Annotated in this window: 24 protein-coding genes; 14 read left to right on the top strand and 10 right to left on the bottom strand. The window is 54.0% G+C overall.

What is annotated here, in order from left to right; genetic code table 11:
- Nucleotides 1-6: 6 nt before the first annotated feature.
- Nucleotides 7-942, bottom strand: coding sequence for a p-hydroxybenzoic acid efflux pump subunit AaeA (aaeA, locus tag ABSH60_RS11730; RefSeq protein WP_136376853.1), 936 nt, complete (start codon nt 940-942; stop codon nt 7-9).
- 7 nt (nt 943-949) lie between these two features.
- Entirely contained in the window at nt 950-1153 is a 204-nt protein-coding gene (aaeX, locus tag ABSH60_RS11725; protein ID WP_015698919.1) for a p-hydroxybenzoic acid efflux pump operon protein AaeX, read from the bottom strand.
- A gap of 282 nt (nt 1154-1435) precedes the next feature.
- On the opposite strand from aaeX, the gene aaeR reads away from it, so the two are divergent.
- The gene (aaeR, locus tag ABSH60_RS11720; protein ID WP_056776195.1) at nt 1436-2374 is read left to right on the top strand and encodes an HTH-type transcriptional activator AaeR; all 939 of its coding nucleotides are present in this window, start codon (nt 1436-1438) and stop codon (nt 2372-2374) included.
- 33 nt (nt 2375-2407) lie between these two features.
- Here the strand turns inward: aaeR and tldD are convergent, their stop codons facing one another.
- The 8 genes from tldD to csrD form a co-directional block, all read right to left on the bottom strand.
- The gene (tldD, locus tag ABSH60_RS11715; protein ID WP_056776193.1) at nt 2408-3853 is read right to left on the bottom strand and encodes a metalloprotease TldD; all 1446 of its coding nucleotides are present in this window, start codon (nt 3851-3853) and stop codon (nt 2408-2410) included.
- A 142-nt stretch (nt 3854-3995) separates the two neighbouring features.
- A complete protein-coding gene (gene yhdP, locus ABSH60_RS11710) occupies nt 3996-7826 on the bottom strand; it encodes an AsmA2 domain-containing protein YhdP (protein ID WP_390974061.1) in 3831 nt (1276 codons plus the stop codon).
- Between the two features lie 97 nt (nt 7827-7923).
- Complete coding sequence (rng, locus tag ABSH60_RS11705) at nt 7924-9393, bottom strand: ribonuclease G (protein ID WP_056776189.1); 1470 nt, start codon at nt 9391-9393, stop codon at nt 7924-7926.
- The gene (locus ABSH60_RS11700) at nt 9383-9976 is read right to left on the bottom strand and encodes a Maf family nucleotide pyrophosphatase (RefSeq protein ID WP_390974059.1); all 594 of its coding nucleotides are present in this window, start codon (nt 9974-9976) and stop codon (nt 9383-9385) included. The genes rng and ABSH60_RS11700 overlap by 11 nt, the downstream gene beginning before the upstream one ends.
- Nucleotides 9977-9983: 7 nt before the next feature.
- The gene (gene mreD / locus ABSH60_RS11695; RefSeq protein WP_056776185.1) at nt 9984-10472 is read right to left on the bottom strand and encodes a rod shape-determining protein MreD; all 489 of its coding nucleotides are present in this window, start codon (nt 10470-10472) and stop codon (nt 9984-9986) included.
- Complete coding sequence (mreC, locus tag ABSH60_RS11690) at nt 10469-11476, bottom strand: rod shape-determining protein MreC (RefSeq protein ID WP_056776182.1); 1008 nt, start codon at nt 11474-11476, stop codon at nt 10469-10471. Before mreC ends, mreD begins: the two co-directional genes overlap by 4 nt.
- 268 nt (nt 11477-11744) lie before the next feature.
- Complete coding sequence (mreB, locus tag ABSH60_RS11685; protein ID WP_013577291.1) at nt 11745-12788, bottom strand: rod shape-determining protein MreB; 1044 nt, start codon at nt 12786-12788, stop codon at nt 11745-11747.
- Between the two features lie 355 nt (nt 12789-13143).
- Nucleotides 13144-15078, bottom strand: coding sequence for an RNase E specificity factor CsrD (csrD, locus tag ABSH60_RS11680; protein WP_122094484.1), 1935 nt, complete (start codon nt 15076-15078; stop codon nt 13144-13146).
- A gap of 283 nt (nt 15079-15361) precedes the next feature.
- Between csrD and msrP the strand changes: the two genes are divergently transcribed.
- From msrP to ABSH60_RS11615, 13 genes are all read left to right on the top strand, one after another.
- Nucleotides 15362-16363, top strand: coding sequence for a protein-methionine-sulfoxide reductase catalytic subunit MsrP (gene msrP / locus ABSH60_RS11675; protein WP_390974056.1), 1002 nt, complete (start codon nt 15362-15364; stop codon nt 16361-16363).
- Between the two features lie 18 nt (nt 16364-16381).
- Nucleotides 16382-16984: a protein-methionine-sulfoxide reductase heme-binding subunit MsrQ gene (msrQ, locus tag ABSH60_RS11670; protein WP_056776175.1), complete on the top strand. Its 603-nt coding sequence runs from the start codon at nt 16382-16384 to the stop codon at nt 16982-16984.
- A gap of 241 nt (nt 16985-17225) precedes the next feature.
- Entirely contained in the window at nt 17226-17678 is a 453-nt protein-coding gene (gene aroQ, locus ABSH60_RS11665; RefSeq protein WP_112168390.1) for a type II 3-dehydroquinate dehydratase, read from the top strand.
- Between the two features lie 32 nt (nt 17679-17710).
- Entirely contained in the window at nt 17711-18175 is a 465-nt protein-coding gene (accB, locus tag ABSH60_RS11660; RefSeq protein WP_056776171.1) for an acetyl-CoA carboxylase biotin carboxyl carrier protein, read from the top strand.
- A gap of 11 nt (nt 18176-18186) precedes the next feature.
- Entirely contained in the window at nt 18187-19536 is a 1350-nt protein-coding gene (gene accC, locus ABSH60_RS11655) for an acetyl-CoA carboxylase biotin carboxylase subunit (RefSeq protein ID WP_056776169.1), read from the top strand.
- Nucleotides 19537-19611: 75 nt separating this feature from the next.
- Nucleotides 19612-19860, top strand: coding sequence for a YhdT family protein (locus ABSH60_RS11650; RefSeq protein ID WP_122094492.1), 249 nt, complete (start codon nt 19612-19614; stop codon nt 19858-19860).
- A complete protein-coding gene (gene panF / locus ABSH60_RS11645) occupies nt 19850-21295 on the top strand; it encodes a sodium/pantothenate symporter (protein ID WP_390974052.1) in 1446 nt (481 codons plus the stop codon). The genes ABSH60_RS11650 and panF overlap by 11 nt, the downstream gene beginning before the upstream one ends.
- A 43-nt stretch (nt 21296-21338) precedes the next feature.
- Nucleotides 21339-22223: a 50S ribosomal protein L11 methyltransferase gene (prmA, locus tag ABSH60_RS11640; RefSeq protein WP_122094494.1), complete on the top strand. Its 885-nt coding sequence runs from the start codon at nt 21339-21341 to the stop codon at nt 22221-22223.
- A gap of 402 nt (nt 22224-22625) precedes the next feature.
- A complete protein-coding gene (gene dusB / locus ABSH60_RS11635) occupies nt 22626-23591 on the top strand; it encodes a tRNA dihydrouridine synthase DusB (RefSeq protein ID WP_112168396.1) in 966 nt (321 codons plus the stop codon).
- 21 nt (nt 23592-23612) lie between these two features.
- Nucleotides 23613-23909, top strand: coding sequence for a DNA-binding transcriptional regulator Fis (fis, locus tag ABSH60_RS11630; protein WP_004097144.1), 297 nt, complete (start codon nt 23613-23615; stop codon nt 23907-23909).
- A 202-nt stretch (nt 23910-24111) separates the two neighbouring features.
- Complete coding sequence (locus ABSH60_RS11625; RefSeq protein ID WP_056776155.1) at nt 24112-24540, top strand: DoxX family protein; 429 nt, start codon at nt 24112-24114, stop codon at nt 24538-24540.
- A gap of 425 nt (nt 24541-24965) precedes the next feature.
- Nucleotides 24966-25886, top strand: coding sequence for a kdo(2)-lipid IV(A) palmitoleoyltransferase (gene lpxP, locus ABSH60_RS11620; protein WP_056776152.1), 921 nt, complete (start codon nt 24966-24968; stop codon nt 25884-25886).
- Between the two features lie 91 nt (nt 25887-25977).
- Nucleotides 25978-26163: a hypothetical protein gene (locus ABSH60_RS11615; RefSeq protein ID WP_217204484.1), complete on the top strand. Its 186-nt coding sequence runs from the start codon at nt 25978-25980 to the stop codon at nt 26161-26163.
- Nucleotides 26164-26414: the final 251 nt, after the last annotated feature.

Genomic DNA, 26414 nt, shown 5'->3' with positions numbered 1-26414 from the left:
CCGGCCTTAGCCAAACTCTCTCAGGCGATGTAACAGACGGCGGAACGGAGAACCTTCATTCTGCTGACGGTCGTGGCTGCCGGTGATCACAACGGTCGCCGTTGTCCCGGCCGGGTACGGATGTTGCTGGTCGGCATCATCAAGCACGATTTTCACCGGTACGCGCTGCGCCAGACGCACCCATTCGAGATTACTGTCGATGGTCGCCAGACCGTTAGTCGCCGCAGAAGAAGAGCTGTTGGTGACCGCTGCTGCCACGCTGTCGACCCTGCCGTGCATGATGCGGTTGCTGCCGAGCGGCGTAATTTCCACGCGATCGCCCTTGCTCAGGCCGGACAGTTTGGTTTCTTCCAGATAAGCCAGAATGTAGAAGGAGTTTTTCTTCACTAACGCCACGGCTGTAGAACCACGGTTGATGTAGTTCCCCGGATGCACGGTAAGGTTAGTCACCCAGCCATCTGCCGGAGCCACCACCACGGTGCGCTGTAAATCGAGCACCGCCAGATCACGTGCTGCCTGAGCCTTCGCCAGCTGATGCTGGGCGGTTTGCAGAACGTTATTCGCCTGGTCTATCTCTTCCTGCGACATCGCCTGCACGCCCAGTTTCACGCGGCGTCCGGCTTCGCGTCTTTTCTCGCCGGCCAGTGCCTGATAATACGCCACGTCAGCGCTCGCTTCGTCCAGCGCCTGCTGATAACGCGGCTGGTCGATTTTGAACAGGATTTGCCCCTTCTTGACCAGCTGGTTGTCCGTGATCGGCACATCGGTAATCAGGCCGGTCACGTCGGGCGCGATAGAGACGACGTCGGCGGTAAATTTGGCATCACGGGTCCACGGTGATTCCGTGTAGAACGCCCAGGCTTTGAAAATAGCGATGACAGCCAGAACGACAAGGATCAGCGTAATTGCATAACGTATTATTTTTATAGAGAAATTTTTCACAACGCCCTCAGACGAACATGCAGGAGATCAGGTAGAAAAGACAGCAATACAATGCTGTGTTGAACAACGCCGGGTGCCAGACAAAGTCGTAGATCCCGGTGGGCTGCAAGACGCGTCGCAGCAGGAAAAACACGACCAGCGCCAGCAGTATTTCAAAAAACACCGGGGGAAACGACAATCCGAAAATCACCATTACCGGAAGCAAACTCATCAAAAATTCCTTACATTATGACGACGGGCAGTATGACCAGAAAAAGGTGTGGTGAGTCCCGCGCACACATTATTCATTATTTTAGGCAACAGCTCACAAACCCGGAGATAAATCTTCACGGGAAGTGACGACGAAAACTGTGGAGTTGCCAGGGAAGTGTGCGAAGGTAAGCCGTCAGGAAAATGCGACCTGAGGGTTATCGCCCGGGAGAGTATATTAGCCTGCTTATTATCAAGTGATCAACGTTATGTGATCTAAATCACTTTTAAGCCAGAGTTAACAATGGACCGATTAAAACGTATGTCAATTTTCGCCCAGGTGGTTGAAAGCGGCTCATTTACCGCGGCGGCACGACGTCTCGACATGAGCGTTTCCGCCATCAGTCAGACGATTTCAAAACTTGAAAATGACTTACAAATCAAATTACTAAACCGAAGCACACGCAGCATCGGCCTGACTGAAGCCGGAAAGATTTACTATCAGGGCTGCCGGAAAATGCTGCAAGACGTGCGCGAAGTGCATGAGCAATTATACGCCTTCAACAACACACCCACCGGCACGTTGCGCATCGGCAGCTCATCGACAATGGCACAAAATGTTCTTGCTGCCATGACTGCCGAGATGCTCAGTGAATATCCCGGCCTGACCGTTAATCTGGTCACCGGCATTCCGGCGCCGGATCTGATCGCCGACGGCTTAGACCTGGTGATCCGCGTCGGGGCGTTGCAGGATTCCAGTCTGTTCTCCACAAAACTCGGCTCGATGCCGATGGTCGTGTGTGCCGCGCGCAGCTATCTGGCCCAGCACGGCACGCCGGAAAAACCGGCGGATATGGTGAATTTCTCATGGCTGGAATACAGCGTGCGCCCCGACAGCGAGTTTGAACTGATCGCGCCCGAGGGCATTACCACACGCATTAATCCGCAGGGGCGTTTCGTCACCAACGATTCGCAAACGATGATCCGCTGGCTTAAAGCCGGGGTGGGTATCGCTTATGTGCCGCTGATGTGGATCATCGAAGAAATCAATGCCGGGGAAGTGGAGATTTTGTTCCGCAGCTACCAGTCAGACCCTCGCCCGGTTTACGCGCTGTATACCGAAAAAGACAAACTGCCGCTGAAAGTGCAGGTATGCATTAACTATCTGACGGATTACTTCAAGCAGGTCAGTAAGGTGTATCAGGGCTACAGGCAGGGGAAAAAGGGAACGACGTGGGGGTAAACCTCCCCTGATCAGGGGAGGCTAAAACAAAACTTAAGCGGTACCGCCCACCGTCAGATTATCCAGTTTCAGGGTTGGCTGACCGACCCCGACCGGCAGGCTCTGGCCTTCTTTGCCGCACACACCGACGCCTTTATCGAGCGCCAGATCGTTACCTACCATGGAAATCTGCTGCATCGCTTCGATACCCGACCCGATCAGCGTCGCGCCTTTCACCGGTTTAGTGATGCGACCATTTTCAATCAGATACGCTTCGGACGTTGAGAACACGAACTTGCCGGACGTGATATCCACCTGACCACCGCCGAAGTTCGGCGCATACAGGCCGTATTCGACGCTGCTGATAATCTCTTCCGGCGTAGATTTTCCTGCAAGCATGTAGGTGTTGGTCATGCGTGGCATCGGCAGGTGCGCATACGACTCACGACGGCCATTACCGGTCGGCGCTACGCCCATCAGGCGCGCATTCAGTTTGTCCTGCATGTAACCTTTCAGCACACCGTTTTCGATCAACACGTTGTACTGGCCCGGCACGCCTTCATCGTCAATCGCCAGTGAACCGCGCAGGCCGTGCATAGTACCGTCATCGACGACGGTACACAGTTCGGACGCCACCAGTTTACCCATCTGACCGCTAAAGACTGACGTTCCGCGACGGTTGAAATCACCTTCCAGACCGTGTCCGACCGCTTCGTGCAACAGCACGCCCGGCCAGCCTGCGCCCAGAACTACCGGCATCCCACCCGCAGGGGCGGCAACGGCGGTCAGATTGAGCAATGCCATACGCACTGCGTCACGCGCGAACGCTTCGGCGCGCACTTCACCGTTAACCGTTTCGAGGAAATAATCATAACCGACACGCGCACCGCCGCCGCTGGAGCCGCGTTCACGGCGGCCATCCTGCTCGACCAGCACGCTCACGGACAGGCGAACCAGCGGACGGATATCTGCCGCCAGCGTACCGTCAGTGGCAGCCACCAGCACCGTTTCATACACACCGGTAATGCTGGCGCTGACTTCCTGCACACGTTTATCCGCAGCGCGGGCGATTTTGTCCACGCGATGCAAAAGCTCAATTTTCGCTTCACGCGGCAGGCTTTGCAGCGGATCCAGCGCGGAGTACAGAGGCGGGTAGGCCACTTCGCCCAGCGTGCGCGTTTTGCCATTGCCCTGTTCGCGGACAATGCTGCGCGCGGCGGTGGCGCTTTGATTTAAGGCATTGAGGGTGATCTGGTCGGCATAAGCGAAACCGGTCTTCTCGCCGCTGATGGCACGAACACCCACGCCCTGATCGATATTGTAAGAACCGTCTTTGATGATGCTGTCTTCGATTACCCAGGCTTCATGGAAGCTGGACTGGAAAAAGAGATCGGCGTAATCGAGGCGACGTTCTGACAACTGGCCCAAAACGGAAAACAGATCCTGATGACTCAGATTATTGGCAGTTAGTAACTGCTCACTGACTAAGGCCAGACTCATAGATGTTCACTCTCTTTTTGACGAAAATCCGGCGGACTCAAGCGTAATGCATCGCTCAGTGCGCCGGACAATCCATTGTTACAAGGTTATTAACAGCCTAACACAGCCCGGACAAGGTTGCCTGCCGCCATCCTGAAAGGGATTACTGCGCGGCAGCAGCCTTCGGCGCGGTGACGGGTTTACGCAGAATTTCATTGATACGCGGCTCCGCGATGGTGCCGGTGATCTGATAGCGGATCAGCGAAATCTTATTCCACAGCGGTGCCAGCACTTTACTGGCTGCAAATACGGCCACGCCGACCACAGGGTTTATCACAAACGCCGTTGCCACGCCGACGGTGGCTGAAATTTCCGGCGCGATGACCGCTTCCAAATCCAGTTTCTGGCTCACAAAGTTGACCTTACCGGTGATGGCGATATCTGCCGCCAGCCCGTCAACCAGCAGATCATCGGTATGCAGCGTGCCGTCTTTTATCCAGGCGGTCGATTTGATCGAGTCAAAATAGAAGCCCTGACCGAAGGTGTCGCTGAAATCGAGGCGCAACTTACGCAGCAACGCATCGAAGCTGACCAGACGCAGTAACTGCCCGGCGCGGCCACCGCCAACGTCGGCGATTTCACCTTTACCGAGCTCGTTTTTCAGCGTGCCGTTGAGCGTGCTGACATCCGGTTTCCAGGGGACAGATTTCCAGTGCAGGTCAAAATTCACATCAAAAGGCGCGCCTTTCAGCGGTGTGGTGACACCGAAGAATGACATCGCCTGATCGATATTTTTACCACTCAGTTTACCTTTCAGGCCGGTATTCTCGCCCTGATCGTTCTGCTTCCAGTCGCCCTGTACGTCCAGTCGTGCAACACCGGTGTCGATCAGGCCGTTGCGCAGCATTAACTGATCGCCCTGCGGGGTCACATCGGCGTTCACCTTGCGGAAATTCTGGCCGAGGAACCAGCAGGCTTCGCAGCGCAGTTGCACCGCAGGCCAGCTGGCGAAGGAAATTTTGTCATTGCCCGCTGGGTTCGACGCCGGTTTAGCGCTTTCCGACACGTCTGCCACCGTCCATTGCGGATTGAAATACAGGTAGCGCAGGTTTGCCAGCCACGGGCCGGTGTCATTCATGTTCAGCGTGCCGTCGATTTCTTTGCCTTTAGCGGCAATCGCCAGCCCCTGATGCCCCTGCGTTGATCGCAGCGTCAGGTCATTCCACACCTGGCCGCCCAGCGTCAGCGCCGGCGTGGTGAGGATAATTTCATGCGGGAAGCTGAAGCCGGCCATTTTACTGCTGCCGCTGCCCTGCGTCGCTTTCTCCGGCGACAAGAGTCCGAGCCAGCTTTCGCCGTCCAGCGCCGGAAGGTTAAGCGTCAGGCTGCTGTCTTGCGGCAATGCCGGTGTTTTTTTGGTGTTCGCCTGCCAGGAGGCGCGGTCCAGTTTGAGCTGTTTACCCAGCAGCCAGCGGCTGTTGAAATGATCTTTCCCGGCCAGCACGCCTTCAAGATTGAAGCTGTGCAAATCGCCTTTCACTTTCACCAGCAGCGGCAACGAATGGCCAGCTTTCTTAGCGAGAGGATCCGGTAAGTGACTGCTTACATCTTTCAGATCGGCATTCACATCTACGGTATAATTCGGCGTGCCTTTGTGCGGCAGGGCAATATTGACGTCAGCCTTCCACGGCGTACCGCCGGAAATTTTGCTGGCGGCCACCGCAGGCAACCCTGGCAACTTCGACAACTGCCAGTTCGCATCCAGTCCCACCTGAATCTTAAAGTCGTCTGCCAGCTCCTGCGTACTGAACATCACGTTGATCGGTTGCCCGAACCAGTTGCCGGTCATTCTGTTGCTTTGCAGATTTCCATTGTCATAACTGAACTCCCCGCTGAGGTGGCTGATGGTGCTTTCCAGCGGTTTGATCAGCAGGCTGTTATCTTTGAGCGTCACGCCACCGGTGGCACGAACCAGTTCGCCGTCGAGCGGAATATCCAGATGTAAGCGACCATTCACTTCGCCGCTGATTTGCAGCTCCTGCAAAGCGCTGCCGAGCGTGTCGTGCAGCGGCGTGTTCATGAAATAATCACCGATATCTTTGCCGGAACCGCGCAGATCAGAATCGACAAACAGCTTTTCTTTCAGGTAATCCGGGATATTGGCGACTACGTTGTTGCCATCTACGTTGCCCAATTTTGTGTGCGCGGCTTTCATAAACAAACCGTCGTTCAGAAAATCGAGATCGATATCCAGATCGGTCAGCGCGGGCCATTCAGGCTGGAACTGGAAGGTCGAGTGGCGCAACGGCACCCACACCTGGAACTGCCCTTCGTTATTTTTGAACGGGAAGTGATGCGGATTGCCGTTGAAGGTCAGCGTGGCGTTATCCACCTGCCCGGCCTGGATCGCACCGGTGAGATAATCCACCAGATGTTTGCCCATCAGCTTTTCGGGGAAGTAACGCCACGCCTGACCGGCGTCGTACAGGCGGATACCGGCCAGAATATTCAGCCACGGCTCGCCGTTCGCAGGCTGGTTGTAGTGGAAGTCGCCCTTCGCCCACAGCGCGTCTGCTTTGACATCCACGTCTTTACCGGACAATGCCCAGCCGTCTTTATCGTTGGTCCAGTTGAATGAGCCGGTTGCGGCACTGACGTTCAGCGGCGCGCGGAACATCTCACCATAAGGCAACTGGCTGTCTTGTAATTTGACGTTCAGCTGGCCGCCGGCGACGCTGCCTTTCAGGCTGCCATTGAAATGATTGATGCCCGGCAATAATTCCCAACGCTGCCAGCTGACATCGTGCCAGTTAGCAATAAAGCGGGTGTGCTCGGGTTGTTTGAGAGGAATATCCAGCGCCAGGCTGTCGACCTTGCCCGACGGTTTCAGATCCTGCCAGCGTTCGAGCACAGCAGGCGTCAGGAATGAGAAGGTCGGTATCACCGGACCAAGGCGTTCCAGTTGCAAATGGGTACCCCGAATACGCAACTCTTCACCCTGCGAGGGACCCAGGAATTCGTTGTTTTCCGGCAGGTACAACGCGTCCAGGGTGCCTTTTGGCCAGGCCACGCCGTCCGTTTTGATGTTCAGTTGCTTCGTACCAAGCTGCCAGCCATTCCCCTGACGATTGCCGTGCAGCGTCAGGTTATCTACGTCGAGACGATGTTCGTCATCGCCGGTTTTCCAGGTTGCAGAACCGGTTTTCAACAATGCATCACCGGCGTACACATCGCCGTTACGCACGGTAAGCCAGGCCGCCAGACTGAAATTGGCACTCTCAAGGCCGGTGTTGCTGCGCAGCCAGCGGCTGAACCACGGCTTCATATCGATATCATCAGCTTGCAGGTAAATCTTGCCGTTGTTGAGCAATCCGTTGGAATCATTGAGATCCATACGCACCTGCACCACACCATGCTGACCGTTGAAACTCGACAGACTCAGCTGGCCTTCCGCACGGTGGCGGTTATGGATATTGAGCCAGGTCAGCTGCGGGATGTCGAATTCGGCGCGCGGGCCGGACGGTGTCAGGAAGGAAATACGGCTGTCGCGCAAATCGAAGTGATCGACCTGCTTAAGGAAAATATCGCTGATGCGGTTTGGCTTGAGGCCATTGCCCTGATTGTTGTCTCCGCCCAGCGTGCTGTTCAGATCCAACTGCATGTTGTAGAAAGTGAGATCGCGGAACTGCCAGCGCAGATGCAGCATCGACTGCCAGACATCCAGCGCCAGGGTGATGCGCTGAACCTTCAGGGTGGAATCCGGCAACGTCACCTGCAGGCCCCGGACCTCCATGATCGGGCCAAAGGTTTTCCAGCTGGCACTGATCTGTGACAGTTCGATCGGCACGCCCGTCGCAGATTCGACTTTCGCGACCAGCTGGTTCTGGAAACGGCTCAACTGAGGCAACGCCAGACGTAAGCCACTGATCACCAAAGCCACTATCACGACAAGGGTTGCGCTGGTGGTTAATAAAATACCGGGCAGTCGCCTCAAACTTCTCTCCTTGTTTTCCATTCCATGCGGGTTCGCTCCCGTACAGACGGCAATGGAAACCTGTAACTTCTTGATGCGTCTGGCACGTTGGCTCAGATCACATCATCACGACGTCGAACTGCTCCTGACTGTAGAGCGGCTCCACCTGCACTTTGACCTGTTTGCCGACGAAAATTTCGACTTCAGCCAGTGCATGGGATTCCTCGCCCTTCAGCGCTTCGCCCACTGCCGCAGAGGCGTAGACCAGGAAGCGGTCGGAATCATACGCATGATGCACGCGCACGATTTCACGCAATATTTCATAGCAAACCGTTTCGACGGTTTTCACCGTGCCGCGCGCATGACAGGTCGGGCAATCGCTGCATAGAACATGCTCGACGCTTTCGCGGGTGCGTTTGCGGGTCATTTCCACCAGTCCCAGCGCGGAGAAGCCGTGAATACCGGTTTTCACACGGTCTTTCGACAGCGCCTGCTCAAGGCTGTGCAACACGCGACGGCGGTGATCCTCATTCGACATATCAATAAAGTCGATGATGATAATGCCGCCCAGATTACGTAACCGCAGCTGACGGGCAATCGCCTGTGTCGCTTCGGTATTGGTGTTGAAAATGGTGTCTTCCAGATTGCGATGGCCAACAAACGCGCCGGTGTTGATATCCACCGTCGTCATGGCTTCAGTCTGATCGATAATCAGGTAGCCGCCAGACTTAAGTTCCACCTTGCGCTCGAGGGCGCGCTGGATCTCATTTTCCACATCGAACAGATCGAAAATAGGCTGCTTGCCGTTGTAATGTTCCAGCTTGCTGGTCATTTCCGGCATGTATTCGCTGGTGAATTCGACCAGCAATTCATAGGTCAGGCGGGAATCGACACGAATGCGATCCAGCGCTTCACCGGCAAAATCACGCAGGACACGGTGCGCCAGCGCCAGTTCGCCATACAGCTTGTATTTGGTTTTGTTGCGACGTTTGCGCTCCATCACCTTCGTCCACAGGCGCTTGAGATAAGCCGCATCCTGCTTAAGTTCTTCTTCGCCCACGCCTTCGGCCGCCGTACGGATAATGTAGCCGCCGTGCTCGTCACAATATTCAGAGACGATGCGCTTGAGGCGATCGCGTTCCGCTTCGCTTTCTATACGTTGTGAGACGCCAACGTGCGATGCTCCGGGCATAAACACCAGATAACGTGAAGGCAACGTGATGTCGGTAGTCAGACGCGCGCCTTTGGTGCCGAGGGGATCTTTCACCACCTGCACCATCAGATCCTGGCCCTGATGCACCAGCTCTGCGATGTCACGCACATTGAAATTTTTCTGCTCATCACGGGCAACGCATTCGGTATGCGGCATGATGTCTGAAGCGTGTAAAAACGCTGCTTTTTCAAGGCCGATATCAACAAAAGCCGCCTGCATTCCAGGCAAAACGCGGCTGATACGTCCTTTATAAATATTGCCGGCAATCCCGCGCTTGGTTTCGCGCTCAATATGGATTTCCTGCAGAATGCCACCGTCGATGTAAGCCACGCGTGTCTCGGACGGGGTGACATTGACCAGTAATTCAGCTGTCATGTTTTCTCCTAAGCTCGCGTAAGGCAGCAAATTCATTGAGCAGTTCCTGAGTTTCCACCAGAGGAAGCCCCACCACTGCATAGTAACTGCCGCGAATTTCACGGACGAAACAACCGCCCTTTCCCTGAATACCGTAAGCGCCCGCTTTATCCATGGGCTCACCGCTCAGAATATAGTGTGCAATGTCATCGGCGGATAGTGAACGGAAGGTGACATCGGTCACAACCAACGTACTGAGGCAATCACGCCGGTCAGCAAAAGCGACGGCGGTCATCACCTGATGTTGTCTGCCAGACAATGCAGTAAGCATAACAGCGGCTTGCGATTCGTCGCGCGGCTTTTCCAACACTTTACCGTCGAGAAGCACAATGGTGTCGGCGCCCAGAACAGGAAGATCCTCATCTGCAACCGCCACACCGGCCCGCGCTTTATCTTTCGCCAGACGCAAAACGTAAGCGTCGGGTGCCTCATCCTGCTGGCGTTCTTCCGCTACGTCGGTGATCAGACGCTCAAAGGGCAGATCCAGTAAGGCCAGCAATTCACGACGGCGTGGCGAACCGGAAGCGAGATAAAGTGCGGTCATAACATCCTCATTGAACAGCAAACTGACGGCGAATTTTGCGCATCAGCAGGAACAGCCACGGCCACAGAATGCCGTCAACCACACTGCTCCAGAAAACTTCGGGGCGGAACGACACGTTGACCACCATAAATTGTCCCCAGAACACCATGACGTCCACCGCCAGCGACAGCACCATGACAATCAGCGCTTGCTGCCAGAGTGCCAGATTGCGGAACAACTGGAATTTGAACGCGACCACATAGGCGGTGATGGCAAACGCCAGCGCACGAATGCCCAGCGTGGAACCGAGGATCAAATCCATGATGAAACCGACAATAAAACCGGTGCCAACGTTGACGCGATGCGGTAAAGCCATCACCCAGTAGATCAGGATCAGCAACAGCCAGGAGGGCCGGAACATGTAGATTTGTTCAGGCCACGGCATGACCTGCAACAACATGGCTATGACAAAGGATAGCCAAATAATCCAGCGTCCGTGGCTCCGGTAACTGTTCATTGCCGTGCTCCCTGCGCAGGCGTGGTGCTGACTGGTGTGGTCACAGTGCCTGTTGCAGGTGCCGGAAGCGGCGCCGGAGGACCCATATCACCCGGCGGTGGCAATACCTGAGGCATCATTTGCATCAGGCGTTCATTGGCAACGCGATGAACTTCATCAGGCGGTAACGGATGCTCGCCGTTGCGATCAGAACCCCATAACAACAGCAGATAACGCAGACGTTGCAGACCTGCCGTCGGGCGTGCCTGAATGACGGTATAAGCACGCTGATTATCGACTTTAACCGAAGACACGACGCCAACCGGATAGCCTTCCGGGAAACGACCGCCCAGACCGGACGTCACCAGCACGTCGCCAACACGAATGTCGGTATTGCTTGGCAGATGTTCAAGTTGCAGATCGTCAGCACAACCGCTGCCCGCAGCAATGACGCGGATGTCATTGCGCAGCACCTGAATCGGCAACGCATGGGAAGCGTCACAAATCAGCAGAACGCGGCTGGTCAGTGCGGCAACGGCAACGACCTGGCCGACAACACCTTTATCGCTGATGACCGGCTGCCCGATGTACACGCCATTGTTGCTGCCTTTGTCGATCACCACCTGATCACTGTAAGGATCATTGCTGGTGGACAGAACCTGCGTCACCATTTTGTGCTCGTCCTGACGCAACGGCGAACCCAGCAGTTCACGCAGACGGGCATTCTCTTGTTTGTATTGGCCAAGCAGCATCAGATCGCTGTTTTTCAGCAACAATTCCTGACGCAAAGCACGGTTTTCCAGTTCAAGCTGGCCGCGCGTCGCAAACGTCGAGGAAACCTGATCTAAGAATTCACGCGGGGCATTTGACAAGAAATAGAAGGGACTGACGGCAGTATCCATATAGGTGCGGATTTTAACAAACGTACCTATTTTACTGTCGGCAACAATCAGGATAATGGCCGTAAGAATAGCCAAAAAAAGTCGCAGTTGCAGGGAAGGACCCCTGCTAAAAATTGGCTTCATAAAATATGCGAGTTCCTCGGCAACAGAAGGTTTCAGTCAGTCGAAGTCAGAACTTCCCCTGAGAGAAAAGGCGGCAATCTCATGGGATAGCCAAAACACCGGCAGAGCTTTGACGCTCAGCCAGTGTTTGCGCGGATCCACATTGAACACTGCACACTTCACGTTGCAGGTTTTACCTGACGGACAACCACCTTCCCGGCAGACCACTTTTTGAGAGGAATAAAGGAAGAAATCCGTCATTCCGTCATCAAATAAATCGTCGCTGAGATTACTCTTCGCTGAATAAGTCGCCGCCGTGCATGTCGATCATTTCTAATGCTTTACCGCCGCCGCGAGCAACGCAGGTCAGCGGATCTTCTGCGACAACCACCGGAATACCGGTTTCTTCCATCAGCAGACGATCGAGGTTACGCAGTAATGCGCCACCGCCGGTCAGCACCATGCCACGCTCGGAGATGTCGGAAGCCAGTTCTGGCGGACACTGTTCCAGCGCAACCATCACCGCACTCACGATACCGGTCAGCGGCTCTTGCAACGCTTCCAGGATTTCGTTGGAGTTCAGCGTGAATCCACGCGGAACGCCTTCTGCCAGGTTACGGCCACGCACTTCGATTTCGTGCACTTCATCACCCGGATACGCCGAGCCGATGCTGTGTTTAATGCGTTCCGCCGTCGCTTCACCAATCAGGGAACCGTAGTTACGACGTACGTAGTTAATGATAGCTTCATCGAAGCGGTCACCACCGATACGTACAGAAGAGGAATACACGACGCCGTTCAGGGAGATAACCGCCACTTCGGTGGTACCACCGCCGATATCCACAACCATTGAGCCGGTTGCTTCAGAAACAGGCAGGCCTGCGCCGATCGCCGCAGCCATCGGTTCTTCAATCAGGAACACTTCACGCGCACCAGCACCTTGTGCGGATTCACGAATAGCACGGCGTTCAACTTGCGTTGCGCCGACCGGCACACAAACCAGCACGCGCGGACTTGGGCGCATGAAGCTGTTGCTGTGAACTTGCTTAATGAAGTGTTGCAGCATTTTCTCAGTCACGAAGAAGTCGGCAATAACGCCGTCTTTCATTGGACGAATCGCTGCGATATTGCCGGGAGTACGACCCAGCATCTGTTTAGCGTCGTGCCCTACAGCAGCAACACTTTTAGGTGAACCAGCACGATCCTGACGAATAGCCACAACTGATGGCTCATTCAGCACGATGCCTTGTCCTTTTACATAGATAAGGGTATTGGCGGTACCCAGGTCGATGGACAAGTCGTTGGAAAACATGCCACGAAATTTCTTAAACATAACGAAAGGATAATCCTGCTAGCTGGGGGCGGAAAATAAAATCCGCCTACTTTACCAACCACGCGAAGCAGCGACAAGGCGCAAAAACGTCCTGCTTACGTGAAAATTGTCCGCGATGTCGCCATTTACTTGCTGTTACTTTTTGAGGCTGATGGCACTGCGATATAATTCTGAATCGCAGGCTCGGTTTACCTCGGGCAGATACCCAGGCGAAGTAGCAACACCGCACATAAATTCTTACACTTTCACCGTGAATCTCCGTCAACCCGCGGCCAGATGATAAGCACCGTATGCCAGGCAAGGGAGTCGGTCGAAAGCTGGGTCATTCTACGTTAAATAATCCCTTTACGGTCACTTAAACGTCGCTGTTGTGTGAATATTTTTTACCGGCTGGTTCAACCTGCTCCGGTACGGCAAAAAAATCACCCTGGCCGCCGTGGATCCCCTTGCTCAGCAGGATCGACCACTCCTCTTTTGTTCGCACGCCAGAGGCAAAGACCAGTGCCTGAGTGCCTTCACATGCACTCAGCAGGCTTTGTACAAAAAGCTGATTTTCAATCCTTTTATCAATGTCGCGCACCAGCCCCGGATGAAGTTTGACTCTTTCGACCGGGAAGGTCTTGAGATAAGAGGTACTGACGACCGTCAGTCCGGCCTGTGTAACCGCCAGACGACATCCTAAACCCTGCAATAAACGAATCGCGGGACGCAGGCGATCGGTATGTTGACAGAGATCTGCCTCTGCAAGTTCAATCAAAATCCGATTTCGGTGTTTTCTTTCGCACTGCAGCAGCGTATCGCGCAGCCAGCCCACAAAAGAGCGCTGTAATAATGAATCAACCGTCACGTGAAATGCCAACGTTTCATCCGGCCAGCGGTTAAGTAACGGAATAATCTGACTTATCATAATGCGATCGTAGCTCTGCGAAAGCCCGAACTGCACCACCAGCGGGATAAACTCCGCGGCCAGCAACTCATGCTCGCCATCAAACACACGCCGCTGTATTTCACGATGATCGAGTTTGCCCTGCCGGCTAAAAGCCGGTTTTTGGTATAAGCGCGGGCCACCGCGCGCCAGCGTGTTTTCGAGCAATGTGCGCCAGCGCACGCTTCCACGCCCTTTCTCCGGCACATTGTTGTCGTAAATAAACCAGCTGTTGCTGCCCTGAAACGCAGCGTGTCGCGTCGCCTGCTGCACCATATCCATAACCTGATCGGGCGTCTGCCCGAAGCGATACGCGCTGATGCCGATGTACATCAGGGCGTCGCGATCAATTTGCGAGGACGCCGGGAGAACACCAAGCGCGTTAACCAGCTGTGCCGCCATCACTTCTGCCTCTTTCAGCGTCCGGTGTGGCAACAGCACGGCAAAATCGCTGTGGAAATAGCGCGCCAGTAACGCATCAACATGCCGCATTACAAAGGTTGAAAGCAGATTCACCATGGCAGAGCGGAACTCATCCACCATCGTCTGTCCGTGGGTTTCGCGCATCAGGTCAAAATCAGGCAGGCGCAGCATCATAATCACGCCGTGCGCACCCTCTTCTTCCAGATGAGTCGCCAGCTGATTATCAAAAAATAACCGGTTACTGAGGCCGGTTTGTGAATCCTGCTGGGCGTAGGCGCGGATCAGAGTATCGACGCGGCTGCGCTGTTCGCGGGCTTCGTTCAGATCGGTCAGCAGAAGATTAATCGCGCTGCTGGCGGAGTGCGGCCACTCGCCCAGGTGGCTGGTCAGCCCTTCACGTTCACCGCGTAAAATCCGCACCGCGCGGTCTTCGAGTTTTTCGACGCCGTCGGTTTCCTGACGCAGCCAGCGGAAACTGAGCAACAACATGCCCAGCATGATCAGGATGGCGACGCTGATCGTCAGCGTTGAGCGCATTGAGCGGATATAGCTGCTGACCGGATCGATATAAGAGACGTACAGCGTCATATCCGTATGCTGCATGAGGGGGTAAATGGCGGTGTTGTATTCTGGCATTGCGCTGTCCCACGACCGATGTAAATCAGGGCGCTCGTGGTATTCATAGACGGTGGAATTATTGAGTTTCACTTCAATATCGGTCACATCCAGCATACGCATGGCCTGCGGCAGCCAGCGCTCGGCCTGCTCCGGAGACTGTCTCAGCAACGCCTGATCATAAGTCGTGACCAGCGCCTGAAGATGTTGTTCGGTATTTTGCTTGTTGAGATAAATGAAACTGAAGGTCACGCCCAACAACATGAGCAACATTGCCAGCGCAACTAACATCGAAATCAGTGCTGAAAGTCTGGTCGTAAATCGCATCCCTGTGCCTTACTCGCTGCGGTGAATGGAAAGCAGAGCTCTGTGCTTCGTCTGCCCAGAATGAACCCGCTATCTTACCCCAGTAAGCCCGACAGGTTTTTGCATACATTCATAGCATAGCAATTCAAAAAACCATTAATTCAGAATTCTTATGTTCCAGCCGCCATTTTGAGAACTCAGTATTTTCCTGGCATGACTCGCAAAACAATGAGATTCACGCCATGCTGTCTGCATAATCATAAAAAAACATGAATACGAATGATGTCGGAAAACGGAGACTGCCATGCACAAGCCCCGCAAACTTACTGAAGCAGATGTCACGCCAGAAAGCCTGTTTCACGACCGCCGCAGAGTGTTGCAGGCGCTGGGGCTCGGCGCAGCGGCACTGGCGTTGCCACAGAATGCAAACGCCGACATTCTTTCCTGGTTTAAAGGCCACGATCGTCCGCCCGCCCCTTCAGGTAAACCGCTGGATTTCACTAAACCCGCGGCTTATCAGAACGATCTGCCGCTGACGCCGGAAGATAAAGTGACCGGCTACAATAATTTCTACGAATTCGGGCTGGATAAAGCCGACCCTGCCGCGAACGCCGGACAGCTGGTGACGTCGCCGTGGAAAATCAAAATTGATGGTGAAGTCGGTAAGCCGATCACGCTGGATATGGACGACATCATGAAGCGCTTCCCGCTCGAGCAACGTATCTACCGCATGCGCTGCGTCGAAGCCTGGTCGATGGTGGTGCCGTGGGTCGGTTTCCAGCTCAGTCATATTCTCAAACTCGCCGAACCGACCAGCAATGCGCGCTATGTGGCGTTCACGACGCTGTATGATCCGGAACATATGCCAGGCCAGAAAGACCGGTTTATCGGCGGCGGGCTGGATTATCCTTACGTGGAAGGATTGCGGATAGATGAAGCGATGAATCCGCTGACGATGCTGACCGTCGGCGTGTACGGCAAAGCGCTGCCGCCGCAAAACGGCGCACCTATCCGCCTGACCGTGCCGTGGAAGTATGGTTTTAAAGGCATCAAATCGATCGTGAATATCAAGTTCACCAAAGATGAACCGCCAACAACGTGGAATCAGATTGCCAACAACGAATACGGTTTTTACGCCAACGTGAACCCGCACGTTGACCATCCGCGCTGGTCGCAGGCCACGGAGCGCTTTATTGGCTCAGGCGGATTACTCGACGTGCAACGTCAGCCGACCCTGCTGTTTAACGGTTATGCGGAACAGGTTGCCTCGATGTATCACGGCATGGATTTACGTAAGTTCTATTAAGGAAGAGGAAACGCCACGATGCGCCGTTTGTCCCCCGCCAATATTACCTGGCTGAAGGTGATTATCTATCTTGCTGCCATTCTGCCTTTTCTCTGGCTGCTGCTTTCTGTCGATCAGGGCTGGTTCAGCGCCGATCCGGCGAAAGATATACAACACTTTACCGGCAGGATGACGCTGAAATTTTTACTGGTCACCCTGCTGGTCACCCCGGTTGCGCGTTACGGCAAACAACCCTTACTGATCCGAACCCGCCGTCTGCTCGGGTTGTGGTGTTTTGCCTGGGGCACGCTGCATCTTCTGAGTTATTCGTTCCTCGAACTTGGCGTCAACAATATCCGCCTGCTGGGCAGTGAACTGATTTCCCGGCCCTATCTCACTCTCGGTATCATCAGCTGGATCCTTCTGCTGGCGCTGGCCTGCACCTCGACGCTGTGGGCACAACGTAAACTGGGCGCTGCGTGGCAGAAGTTGCACAACTTTATCTATCTGATCGCCATTCTTGCACCGATCCACTACCTATGGTCGGTGAAAGTGCTATCTCCGCAACCGGTGATCTACGCGACGATCGCCGCCATCCTGCTGGCCCTGCGTTACAAAAAATTCCGCCAGTGGCTGCGATAAGCCGTGGAACTTTTCTGCATTCTGCCCCTCATAATTTCTGAAAATCAACGCTCTGCTACCGGACGAGGGTTGATTATCTTCGCTGATAAGACCAGTATTTAGCTGCTAATTGCCACGATATCATTATAATGCCCGACCTCATGTCGAGGAGACGGGACGATTTGCCGCGAAACAGGTGACAAATCGGTGACATCAGGGTATTTTCTACAATCTTTGTCTAATTGCCGGAGATAGGCTCACAATGGCGCATAAGTTTGACATTTTGCTACTGAACGGTCCTAACCTGAATTTGTTAGGGACCCGTGAGCCTGAAACGTACGGACACACCACGCTCAACGATATTGTTAAAGGTTTGGAAACGCAGGCTGCTGCCGCTGATGTGGCACTGAGCCATCTGCAATCCAATGCAGAACATGTCCTGATTGAACGCATTCATCAGGCACGCGGAAACGTCGATTTTATTTTGATCAATCCCGCGGCCTTTACCCATACCAGCGTGGCACTACGCGATGCATTACTGGGGGTGTCGATTCCGTTTATCGAGATCCATCTGTCGAATGTACATGCGCGCGAAGCTTTCCGGCATCATTCCTATCTTTCCGACATCGCAGTGGGTGTCATCTGCGGACTTGGCGCAGACGGCTACCACTTTGCTTTACAGGCAGCGGTTAATCGCTTGTCTAAAACCCACTAATTTCTACGCAAAAAGAGTACGGAATCACACCCATGGATATTCGTAAAATTAAAAAACTGATCGAACTGGTTGAAGAATCAGGTATTTCTGAACTGGAAATTTCTGAAGGTGAAGAGTCAGTTCGTATCAGCCGTGCTGCACCTGCGCAGGCTTATCCTATGATGCAACAGGCTTATGCTATGCCTGTTCAACAGCAGCCAGGTCTGGCTGCTGCGGTTGCTCCAGCTGCACCTGCTGAAGCCGCTGCTCCGGCTGCAATCAGTGGTCACATCGTTCGCTCCCCGATGGTAGGTACCTTCTACCGCACGCCAAGCCCGGACGCGAAAGCCTTCATCGAAGTGGGTCAGAAAGTGAACGCCGGCGATACCCTGTGTATCGTTGAAGCGATGAAAATGATGAACCAAATCGAAGCAGACAAATCCGGCGTTGTTAAAGCAATTCTGGTAGAAAGCGGCCAACCGGTTGAATTCGACGAGCCGCTGGTCGTCATCGAATAACGAGGCGTACCATGGTAGATAAAATTGTTATCGCGAACCGCGGCGAGATCGCTCTGCGCATTTTGCGTGCCTGTAAAGAAATGGGCATCAAAACCGTTGCTGTGCACTCCACCGCTGACCGTGACCTGAAACACGTGCTGCTGGCAGACGAAACCGTCTGTATCGGCCCGGCACCTTCAGTAAAAAGCTATCTGAACATCCCGGCAATCATCGCTGCGGCGGAAATCACTGGCGCGGTGGCTATCCACCCTGGCTATGGTTTCTTGTCCGAAAACGCAGATTTCGCCGAGCAGGTTGAACGTTCCGGCTTCATCTTCATCGGCCCGAAAGCCGAAACTATCCGCCTGATGGGCGACAAAGTTTCTGCAATCCATGCCATGAAAGCGGCAGGCGTACCTTGTGTACCTGGCTCCGATGGCCCGCTGGGTGACGACATGGATCAAAACCGTGGCTTCGCAAAACGCATCGGCTATCCGGTCATCATCAAAGCCTCTGGCGGCGGCGGTGGTCGTGGTATGCGCGTTGTGCGCAGCGACAAAGATCTCGAGCAGTCCATCAACATGACCCGTGCTGAAGCCAAAGCGGCTTTCAACAACGACATGGTGTACATGGAGAAATACCTCGAAAATCCACGTCACGTGGAAATTCAGGTACTGGCCGATGGTCAGGGCAATGCGGTCTATCTGGCTGAACGTGACTGCTCCATGCAGCGTCGTCACCAGAAAGTCGTTGAAGAAGCGCCAGCACCAGGCATCACTGAAGAACTGCGTCGTTTCATCGGCGAACGTTGTTCAAAAGCCTGTGTGGATATTGGCTACCGTGGCGCGGGTACTTTCGAGTTCCTGTACGAAAACGGCGAGTTCTTCTTCATCGAAATGAACACCCGTATCCAGGTTGAGCATCCGGTTACCGAGATGATCACCGGTGTGGATTTGATCAAAGAGCAGCTGCGCATTGCGTCCGGCCAGCCACTGTCGATCAAACAAAGCGAAGTGAAAGTCAAAGGCCATGCGGTGGAATGCCGTATTAACGCGGAAGATCCAAACACCTTCCTGCCAAGCCCAGGCAAAATCACCCGCTTCCACGCACCTGGCGGCTTCGGTGTTCGTTGGGAATCGCACATTTACGCAGGCTACACTGTGCCTCCGTACTACGATTCCATGATTGGTAAACTGATCACTTACGGCGAAACCCGTGAAGTGGCCATTGCCCGCATGAAAAATGCACTGGCAGAGCTGATCATCGACGGCATCAAGACCAACATTGAACTGCAAATGCGTATTATGGACGACGAGAACTTCCAGCACGGTGGAACCAACATCCACTATCTGGAGAAAAAACTCGGTTTGCAGGAAAAATAAAAAGACCGTACCGTTGCGTACTCTTTTATCAAGGCCGGATATTCCGGCCTTTTTTACGTTTGGGGGGAGAAGAAAATGAGATCTGATAAACGTTTTCTGCAAGCCAACCGGGAAGCCCGCTGGGCATTCGGGCTGACGATTGCTTATCTGCTGGCGTGGAGTTTTGCCGCCTATATTCCTGATGACAAACAGGGCATCACCGGTCTTCCGCACTGGTTTGAAATGGCCTGCCTTCTGGTCCCGCTGATTTTTATCCTGTTGAGCTGGCTGATGGTTCGCGTGATTTACCGCGATATTCCGCTGGAGGATCACCATGCAGACTGAAGTTTTATTACCGCTGATCGCCTATCTGCTGCTGGTCTTCGGGCTTTCGGTATACGCCTATACGCGCCGCCAGCAAGGCAGCTTCCTGACGGAGTATTTCCTCGGTAACCGTTCGATGGGCGGTTTCGTTCTGGCGATGACCCTCACCGCCACGTACATCAGCGCCAGTTCGTTTATCGGCGGTCCCGGCGCGGCGTACAAATTCGGCCTTGGCTGGGTGTTGCTGGCGATGATCCAGTTGCCGGCGGTCTGGCTTTCGCTCGGCGTGTTAGGTAAAAAATTCGCTATTCTGGCGCGACGTTACAACGCCGTGACGCTCAACGACATGCTGTTTGCACGCTATCAGAGCCGTCTGCTGGTCTGGCTGGCGAGCCTCAGCCTGCTGGTGGCGTTCCTCGGGGCAATGACCGTGCAGTTCATCGGCGGCGCGCGTCTGCTGGAGACGGCAGCCGGTATTCCTTACGACACCGGCCTGCTGATTTTCGGCATCAGTATCGCGCTCTACACGTCATTTGGCGGTTTCCGTGCCAGCGTACTCAACGATGCGATGCAGGGGCTGGTGATGCTGCTGGGCACCATTTTGCTGCTGTTCGCGGTGATCCATGCTGCCGGCGGCCTGCACAGTGCGGTCGATAAACTGCAACAGATCGACCCGAAACTGGTGTCTGTTCACGGAGGAGATGATGTGCTTTCTCTGGCGTTTATGGCGTCATTCTGGATTTTAGTGTGCTTTGGGGTCATAGGTCTGCCGCACACTGCCGTGCGCTGCATCTCTTATAAAGACAGCAAAGCCGTCCATCGCGGTATCGTACTCGGCACCATTGTGGTCGCCGTGCTGATGCTCGGTATGCATCTGGCCGGTGCGCTCGGCCGCGCGGTCCTGCCGGATTTAAAAATTCCAGATCAGGTGATCCCGACTCTGATGATCACCGTGCTGCCGCCTTACGCTGCCGGCATTTTCCTGGCTGCCCCGATGGCCGCCATTATGTCGACCATCAACGCCCAGCTTTTACAGTCCTCGGCGACTATCGTTAAAGATCTGTATCTCGGCGTCAGGCCGGAGCAAATCACCAATGAGCGACGGTTAAAGCGCTTCTCCAGCTGGGCAACGTTTATTCTCGGTTTACTGGTGGTTCTGGCCGCCTGGCGTCCACCTGAAATGATCATCTGGCTTAACCTGCTGGCCTTCGGCGGGCTGGAAGCCGTATTCCTGTGGCCGCTGGTGCTCGGCCTTTACTGGGAGCGGGCGAACGCCACCGGCGCACTGAGCTCAATGATTGTTGGCGCCGTTTGTTATACCCTGCTTGCCAGTATCGACCTGCACATTGCGGGTCTGCATCCGATTGTGCCGTCGCTGTCGCTGAGCCTGCTGGCGTTTTACATCGGCAATAAATTTGGCGTACAGCCACGCGAAACCGAACTCAAGCCGTCCTGACCGGGCGGCACTGATTTAACAGATTGCTAGGAAGAGAATCGCTATGCCTTGGATCCAATTGAAAATTAACACCACCGGTAATGACGCGGAAACGCTGAGCGACGCGCTTATCGAAAGTGGTGCAGTGTCTGTCACGTTCCTCGATACCCATGATAATCCGGTGTTTGAACCCCTGCCGGGCGAAACCCTGCTGTGGGGCGATACCGATGCTATCGGCCTGTATGACGCAGAAACCAACATGGAAGACGTGGTGGCGATGCTGGAGAACGAACCGCTGCTGGGCAAAGGTTTCGTGCACAAAATCGAACAGCTGGAAGACAAAGACTGGGAACGCGAATGGATGGATAACTTCCACCCGATGCGTTTTGGCGAGCGTCTGTGGATTTGCCCGAGCTGGCGCGATGTGCCGGATCCCACCGCCGTCAACGTGATGCTGGATCCGGGTCTGGCATTTGGAACCGGCACCCACCCGACCACCGCCATGTGCCTGCAATGGCTCGACAGCCTCGATCTGACCGACAAAACCGTGATCGACTTTGGTTGCGGCTCCGGCATTCTGGCGATCGCCGCGCTGAAGCTGGGTGCGAAACACGTGGTCGGCATCGACATCGATCCGCAGGCGATTCAGGCCAGCCGTGATAACGCCGAACGTAACGGCGTCTCAGAGCGTCTGTCGCTGTATCTGCCAAAAGACCAGCCCGAGAACCTGTCTGCCGACGTCGTGGTCGCTAACATCCTTGCAGGCCCGCTGCGTGAACTGGCACCGCTGATCAGTGTGCTGCCGGTCGCGGGGGGGCATCTCGGGTTGTCCGGCATTCTGGCGAGCCAGGCGCAAAGCGTGGCCGATGCGTACCAGGACCTGTTCGAACTGGATCCGGTCGCCGAGAAAGAAGAATGGTGCCGCATTACGGGTGTTAAAAAAGCCTGATAAGCATTACCCGCGCTTTCTGATTATGCAGAAAGCGCGGGTTTGCTCCGCGCGTCTCCCCTCTGTCATTTTTTCTTTCCAAAAAAGAGTCATTTTCTGACCATCAGGCGATCTGAATCACGGAATTTTGTGGTTGTTGATGCTTAAAACGACGATCAAGCCCTTAGAATCACCTGCTATAACGGGCTGATTTAGAGAGAAATTAGGAATTTATTCAAGCGCACAATTTAACCAAAATGACTTAACCTGATGTAAATACACAATAAAAAACCTCGCCACCCTTCATATTCATCGCGGTTAGGCATTTTCTTATCAAATCGCTCAAAGTTTGGCCTTTCATCTCACATCAAAAATGCGTAATATACGCGCCCTTGCGGACATCAGTATGGTCATTCTAAGTCTATGCGCATCGGACACCACCAGCTTACAAATTGCCTGATTGCGGCCCCTATGGCCGGTATAACAGACCGACCGTTTCGTGCCTTATGTCATGCGATGGGTGCTGGGATGGCTGTATCCGAAATGCTCTCCTCCAATCCGGAGGTGTGGCGGACGGACAAGTCCCGATTGCGTATGGTGCATAACGATGAACCGGGTATCCGAGCCGTGCAAATTGCCGGTTGTGATCCCGAAGATATGGCGGCTGCCGCCCGAATTAATGTGGCGAGCGGTGCGCAGATCATTGACATCAATATGGGCTGCCCGGCCAAGAAAGTGAACCGCAAACTGGCAGGATCTGCGCTCTTGCAGTATCCGGATTTGGTCAAACAGATCCTCACTGCCGTCGTAAACGCGGTAGATGTGCCAGTCACGTTGAAAATTCGTACTGGTTGGGCACCGGAACACCGTAACTGTGTACAAATTGCCCAATTGGCTGAAGACTGTGGAATTCAGGCCCTGACTATTCATGGCCGAACCCGTGCCTGTCTCTTCAATGGAGATGCAGAGTACGACAGTATTCGGACAGTTAAGCAGAGTGTTTCCATTCCGATTATCGCGAATGGCGACATAACTGACCCGCATAAAGCCAGAGCGGTGCTCGACTACACCGGAGCTGATGCTCTGATGATAGGACGTGCCGCTCAGGGGAGACCCTGGATCTTCCGGGAAATCCAGCACTATCTGGACACAGGGGAACTGTTACCGCCACCGCCTTTGGGTGAGGTACAGCGCTTGTTAATAGGGCACGTACGGGAATTGCACGACTTTTACGGTCAAGGCAAGGGATTCCGTATCGCCCGTAAGCATGTTTCATGGTATCTCCAGGAACATGCCCCGAGTGACCAGTTTCGGCGCTCCTTCAACGCCATAGAGGATGCCAGCGAACAGCTGGAGGCGTTGGAAGCATATTTCGAAAATCTTGCGTAACAAAAAAGAGCTGACAGAACTATGTTCGAACAACGCGTGAATTCTGACGTACTGACCGTTTCTACCGTAAACTCACAAGATCAGGTGACTCAAAAGCCTCTGCGTGACTCGGTAAAACAAGCACTTAAGGGCTATTTCGCTCAATTGAATGGTCAGGACGTGAATGACCTGTATGAGTTGGTATTGGCTGAAGTTGAACAGCCACTGTTGGACATGGTGATGCAGTACACCCGTGGCAACCAGACTCGTGCGGCCCTGATGATGGGTATCAACCGCGGTACGCTGCGTAAGAAACTGAAAAAATACGGCATGAACTGATACTAATCAGTCATTGTCTTGAAAAGGCGCTTTTCCGCAAGGAGAGCGCCTTTTTTGTTTATGTGTCATCCGGCAACACCCCTTCCTGTAAATCTGCTCAAAACCTAACCCAGATCAAGCCAAATGAGAATAATTCTCTCATTCATTCCGCCATTAGGAATTACTTTAGAGGAACAAAAAATGTCTCTGGGGAGTGGCAACAATGAAGCAACTTTATATGCGTTTTACCGCTGCGCTGAACAAGCCGGATCTGGCTATTTTGCTGTTACGTATCACCTACGGCCTGCTGATTTTTCACGGCTGGCATAAGTTGCACGACGGTCTGGGCGGCATTCAGGGCATGCTGGCGGGTTATGGTATTCCCGCGTTTGTTGCCTACGGCGTGATCATTGGCGAAGTGATTGCCCCGATCATGATGATCCTCGGCATCTTCACCCGCCTCGCTGCGCTGTCGGCGGCAGCCACAATGGTGGTCGCCTGGCTGATGGTGGGTGTGCACCACACCTTCGCGCTGACGCCGGTCGGTGCCTGGGCGATTGAAGATATTGTTTACTACTTTATGGCCGCCCTTGTTATCGCACTTTACGGCAGCGGCCGTTACTCGGTAATGAGCAATCCGCTCTACCGCTGAAAACGTTTCCGGCATACTTTTTCACCGAAGTATGCCGTTTAAGCCTGGCGGTGTTGAGCCGGTACTCAGAGGTGAAAAACCGCCATTCGTATTGTTTTACATCAGTTGTTTAAAACGTCTAAAAAAGGACGTCGATTTGCCTGTTTATCGGACAATTACCCTCTCCGGAACCGCCGGAGAACATGTTATACTTTCCATCAGAGTCGTATTCGCCCCGCTCATCGCCTACGGACAGCACTCAGCATCGCGATCCCGTCCTCTAAAAAAAATGTACTGTCTGTTAGTGTAAAAAATGCGTCAACGGGCGTCGTTTTTTAAACGTTTTCAGACACGTGTTGTCCCACTATTTGCAGGATAATCCGTACCGCGCCGAACTTTTTACTCACGCGTTACCCCGGTTTCTTTATGCAGATGATTAGGCATTTATGACATCTCCACGATTTCGCGCTTCGTTTTTACATCCCCGCTACTGGCTGACCTGGTTCGGTCTCGGCGTTCTGTTCCTTCTGGTTCAGCTTCCTTATCCGGTGTTATACCGTTTAGGCGTCTGGCTTGGCCGCACGTCCATGCGTTTCCTGAAACGCCGCGTGTCGATAACCCGCCGCAATTTACAGCTGTGTTTCCCTGATCTCTCGTCTGAACAGGTTGAAGCCAGAATCGTCAGTAACTTTGAATCTCTTGGCATGGGCTTACTGGAAACCGGCATGGCCTGGTTCTGGTCAGACGCCCGGGTCAAACGCTGGTTCGACGTCAGCGGCCTGCATAACCTTAAAAAAGCGCAGGAAAATAATCAGGGTGTGCTGGTCATCGGCGTGCATTTTATGTCACTGGAACTCGGTGGCCGCGCGATGGGATTATGTCAGCCGATGATGGCGATGTACCGACCGCACAACAACAAAGCGATGGAATTTGTGCAGACCTGGGGTCGCATGCGTTCTAACAAAGCGATGCTGGATCGCAAAGATTTACGCGGCATGGTTCATGCGCTGAAAAAGGGCGAAGCCGTCTGGTTTGCACCAGATCAGGATTACGGTCCGCGCGGCAGCGTTTTTGCGCCGCTGTTTGCCGTCGATGAAGCCGCAACCACCAGCGGAACCTACATGCTGGCAAGACTGGCTAAACCGGCACTGGTCACCGTGGTGCTGGTGCGTAAACCGGCCGCGAAAGGTTATGATCTGGTGATTCAACCGGCATTGCAGGATTACCCGATTGACGATGAAATGGCCGCGGCGGCTTACATGAACCGCGTCATCGAAACCGAAATCATGCGGGCGCCCGATCAGTATCTGTGGCTGCATCGCCGCTTCAAAACCCGCCCGGCGGGCACGCCGTCGCTTTACCGATAGCCTGATATCACATCAAGCCCGATGCCACCGCGTCGGGCTTTTTCATTGACGACTGAACTGAACAACATCCAATAAGAGAGCGGTATTCCTCATGGCGAAAAAACCAGACGCAGCCCCTTCCATCTTTGATCACCTCAAAGATGACGACAGTTTTGATCTCTGGGGGCGCTCCAGCCTCAGCACCGCGCTCAACAAAGCCAAACCTAAAACACCGGACAACGACCAGATCGCTGCCGCGCGTAAACTGATTGCGGGCAGCAAAAGCCAGCCTGAATAACCTGTCCGGTTTGCCTGCAAAACCCGCTTCGTGCGGGTTTTTTATTGCCTTGTGATGCAGTGGCTAAACTGCCGCCTGTCACAACACTTCCCCCGCCTTGATCAATCCCCTGCGCGAAATCCACTCTGACGACATCTGCCGGTTCTCTTTCCTCCGGAATCGAAACAAAGCGGGTTAGCATTCTGTGCTCTCCACTCCAGTATTGAAATTATCCGCACTGTTTTACGGCAGTCACATTGACCGCGCACTGA

This window comes from Rahnella sp. R3(2024), assembly GCF_042920125.1.
GTDB classification, from domain to species: Bacteria; Pseudomonadota; Gammaproteobacteria; order Enterobacterales; family Enterobacteriaceae; genus Rahnella; species Rahnella rivi.
This window is presented reverse-complemented; position numbering and strand designations above follow the sequence as displayed.

Excerpts from the sequence above, each read along its gene's own strand:
- rng (WP_056776189.1), bottom strand. The coding sequence starts at position 9,393 with ATGACAGCTGAATTACTGGTCAATGTCACCCCGTCCGAGACACGCGTG.
- prmA (WP_122094494.1), top strand. The coding sequence starts at position 21,339 with ATGCCTTGGATCCAATTGAAAATTAACACCACCGGTAATGACGCGGAA.
- accB (WP_056776171.1), top strand. The coding sequence starts at position 17,711 with ATGGATATTCGTAAAATTAAAAAACTGATCGAACTGGTTGAAGAATCA.
- fis (WP_004097144.1), top strand. The coding sequence starts at position 23,613 with ATGTTCGAACAACGCGTGAATTCTGACGTACTGACCGTTTCTACCGTA.
- csrD (WP_122094484.1), bottom strand. The coding sequence starts at position 15,078 with ATGCGATTTACGACCAGACTTTCAGCACTGATTTCGATGTTAGTTGCG.
- ABSH60_RS11625 (WP_056776155.1), top strand. The coding sequence starts at position 24,112 with ATGAAGCAACTTTATATGCGTTTTACCGCTGCGCTGAACAAGCCGGAT.
- accC (WP_056776169.1), top strand. The coding sequence starts at position 18,187 with ATGGTAGATAAAATTGTTATCGCGAACCGCGGCGAGATCGCTCTGCGC.
- ABSH60_RS11615 (WP_217204484.1), top strand. The coding sequence starts at position 25,978 with ATGGCGAAAAAACCAGACGCAGCCCCTTCCATCTTTGATCACCTCAAA.
- dusB (WP_112168396.1), top strand. The coding sequence starts at position 22,626 with ATGCGCATCGGACACCACCAGCTTACAAATTGCCTGATTGCGGCCCCT.
- msrP (WP_390974056.1), top strand. The coding sequence starts at position 15,362 with ATGCACAAGCCCCGCAAACTTACTGAAGCAGATGTCACGCCAGAAAGC.
- ABSH60_RS11700 (WP_390974059.1), bottom strand. The coding sequence starts at position 9,976 with ATGACCGCACTTTATCTCGCTTCCGGTTCGCCACGCCGTCGTGAATTG.
- panF (WP_390974052.1), top strand. The coding sequence starts at position 19,850 with ATGCAGACTGAAGTTTTATTACCGCTGATCGCCTATCTGCTGCTGGTC.
- aaeX (WP_015698919.1), bottom strand. The coding sequence starts at position 1,153 with ATGAGTTTGCTTCCGGTAATGGTGATTTTCGGATTGTCGTTTCCCCCG.
- mreD (WP_056776185.1), bottom strand. The coding sequence starts at position 10,472 with ATGAACAGTTACCGGAGCCACGGACGCTGGATTATTTGGCTATCCTTT.
- ABSH60_RS11650 (WP_122094492.1), top strand. The coding sequence starts at position 19,612 with ATGAGATCTGATAAACGTTTTCTGCAAGCCAACCGGGAAGCCCGCTGG.
- tldD (WP_056776193.1), bottom strand. The coding sequence starts at position 3,853 with ATGAGTCTGGCCTTAGTCAGTGAGCAGTTACTAACTGCCAATAATCTG.
- aroQ (WP_112168390.1), top strand. The coding sequence starts at position 17,226 with ATGGCGCATAAGTTTGACATTTTGCTACTGAACGGTCCTAACCTGAAT.
- msrQ (WP_056776175.1), top strand. The coding sequence starts at position 16,382 with ATGCGCCGTTTGTCCCCCGCCAATATTACCTGGCTGAAGGTGATTATC.
- aaeR (WP_056776195.1), top strand. The coding sequence starts at position 1,436 with ATGGACCGATTAAAACGTATGTCAATTTTCGCCCAGGTGGTTGAAAGC.
- mreC (WP_056776182.1), bottom strand. The coding sequence starts at position 11,476 with ATGAAGCCAATTTTTAGCAGGGGTCCTTCCCTGCAACTGCGACTTTTT.
- mreB (WP_013577291.1), bottom strand. The coding sequence starts at position 12,788 with ATGTTTAAGAAATTTCGTGGCATGTTTTCCAACGACTTGTCCATCGAC.
- lpxP (WP_056776152.1), top strand. The coding sequence starts at position 24,966 with ATGACATCTCCACGATTTCGCGCTTCGTTTTTACATCCCCGCTACTGG.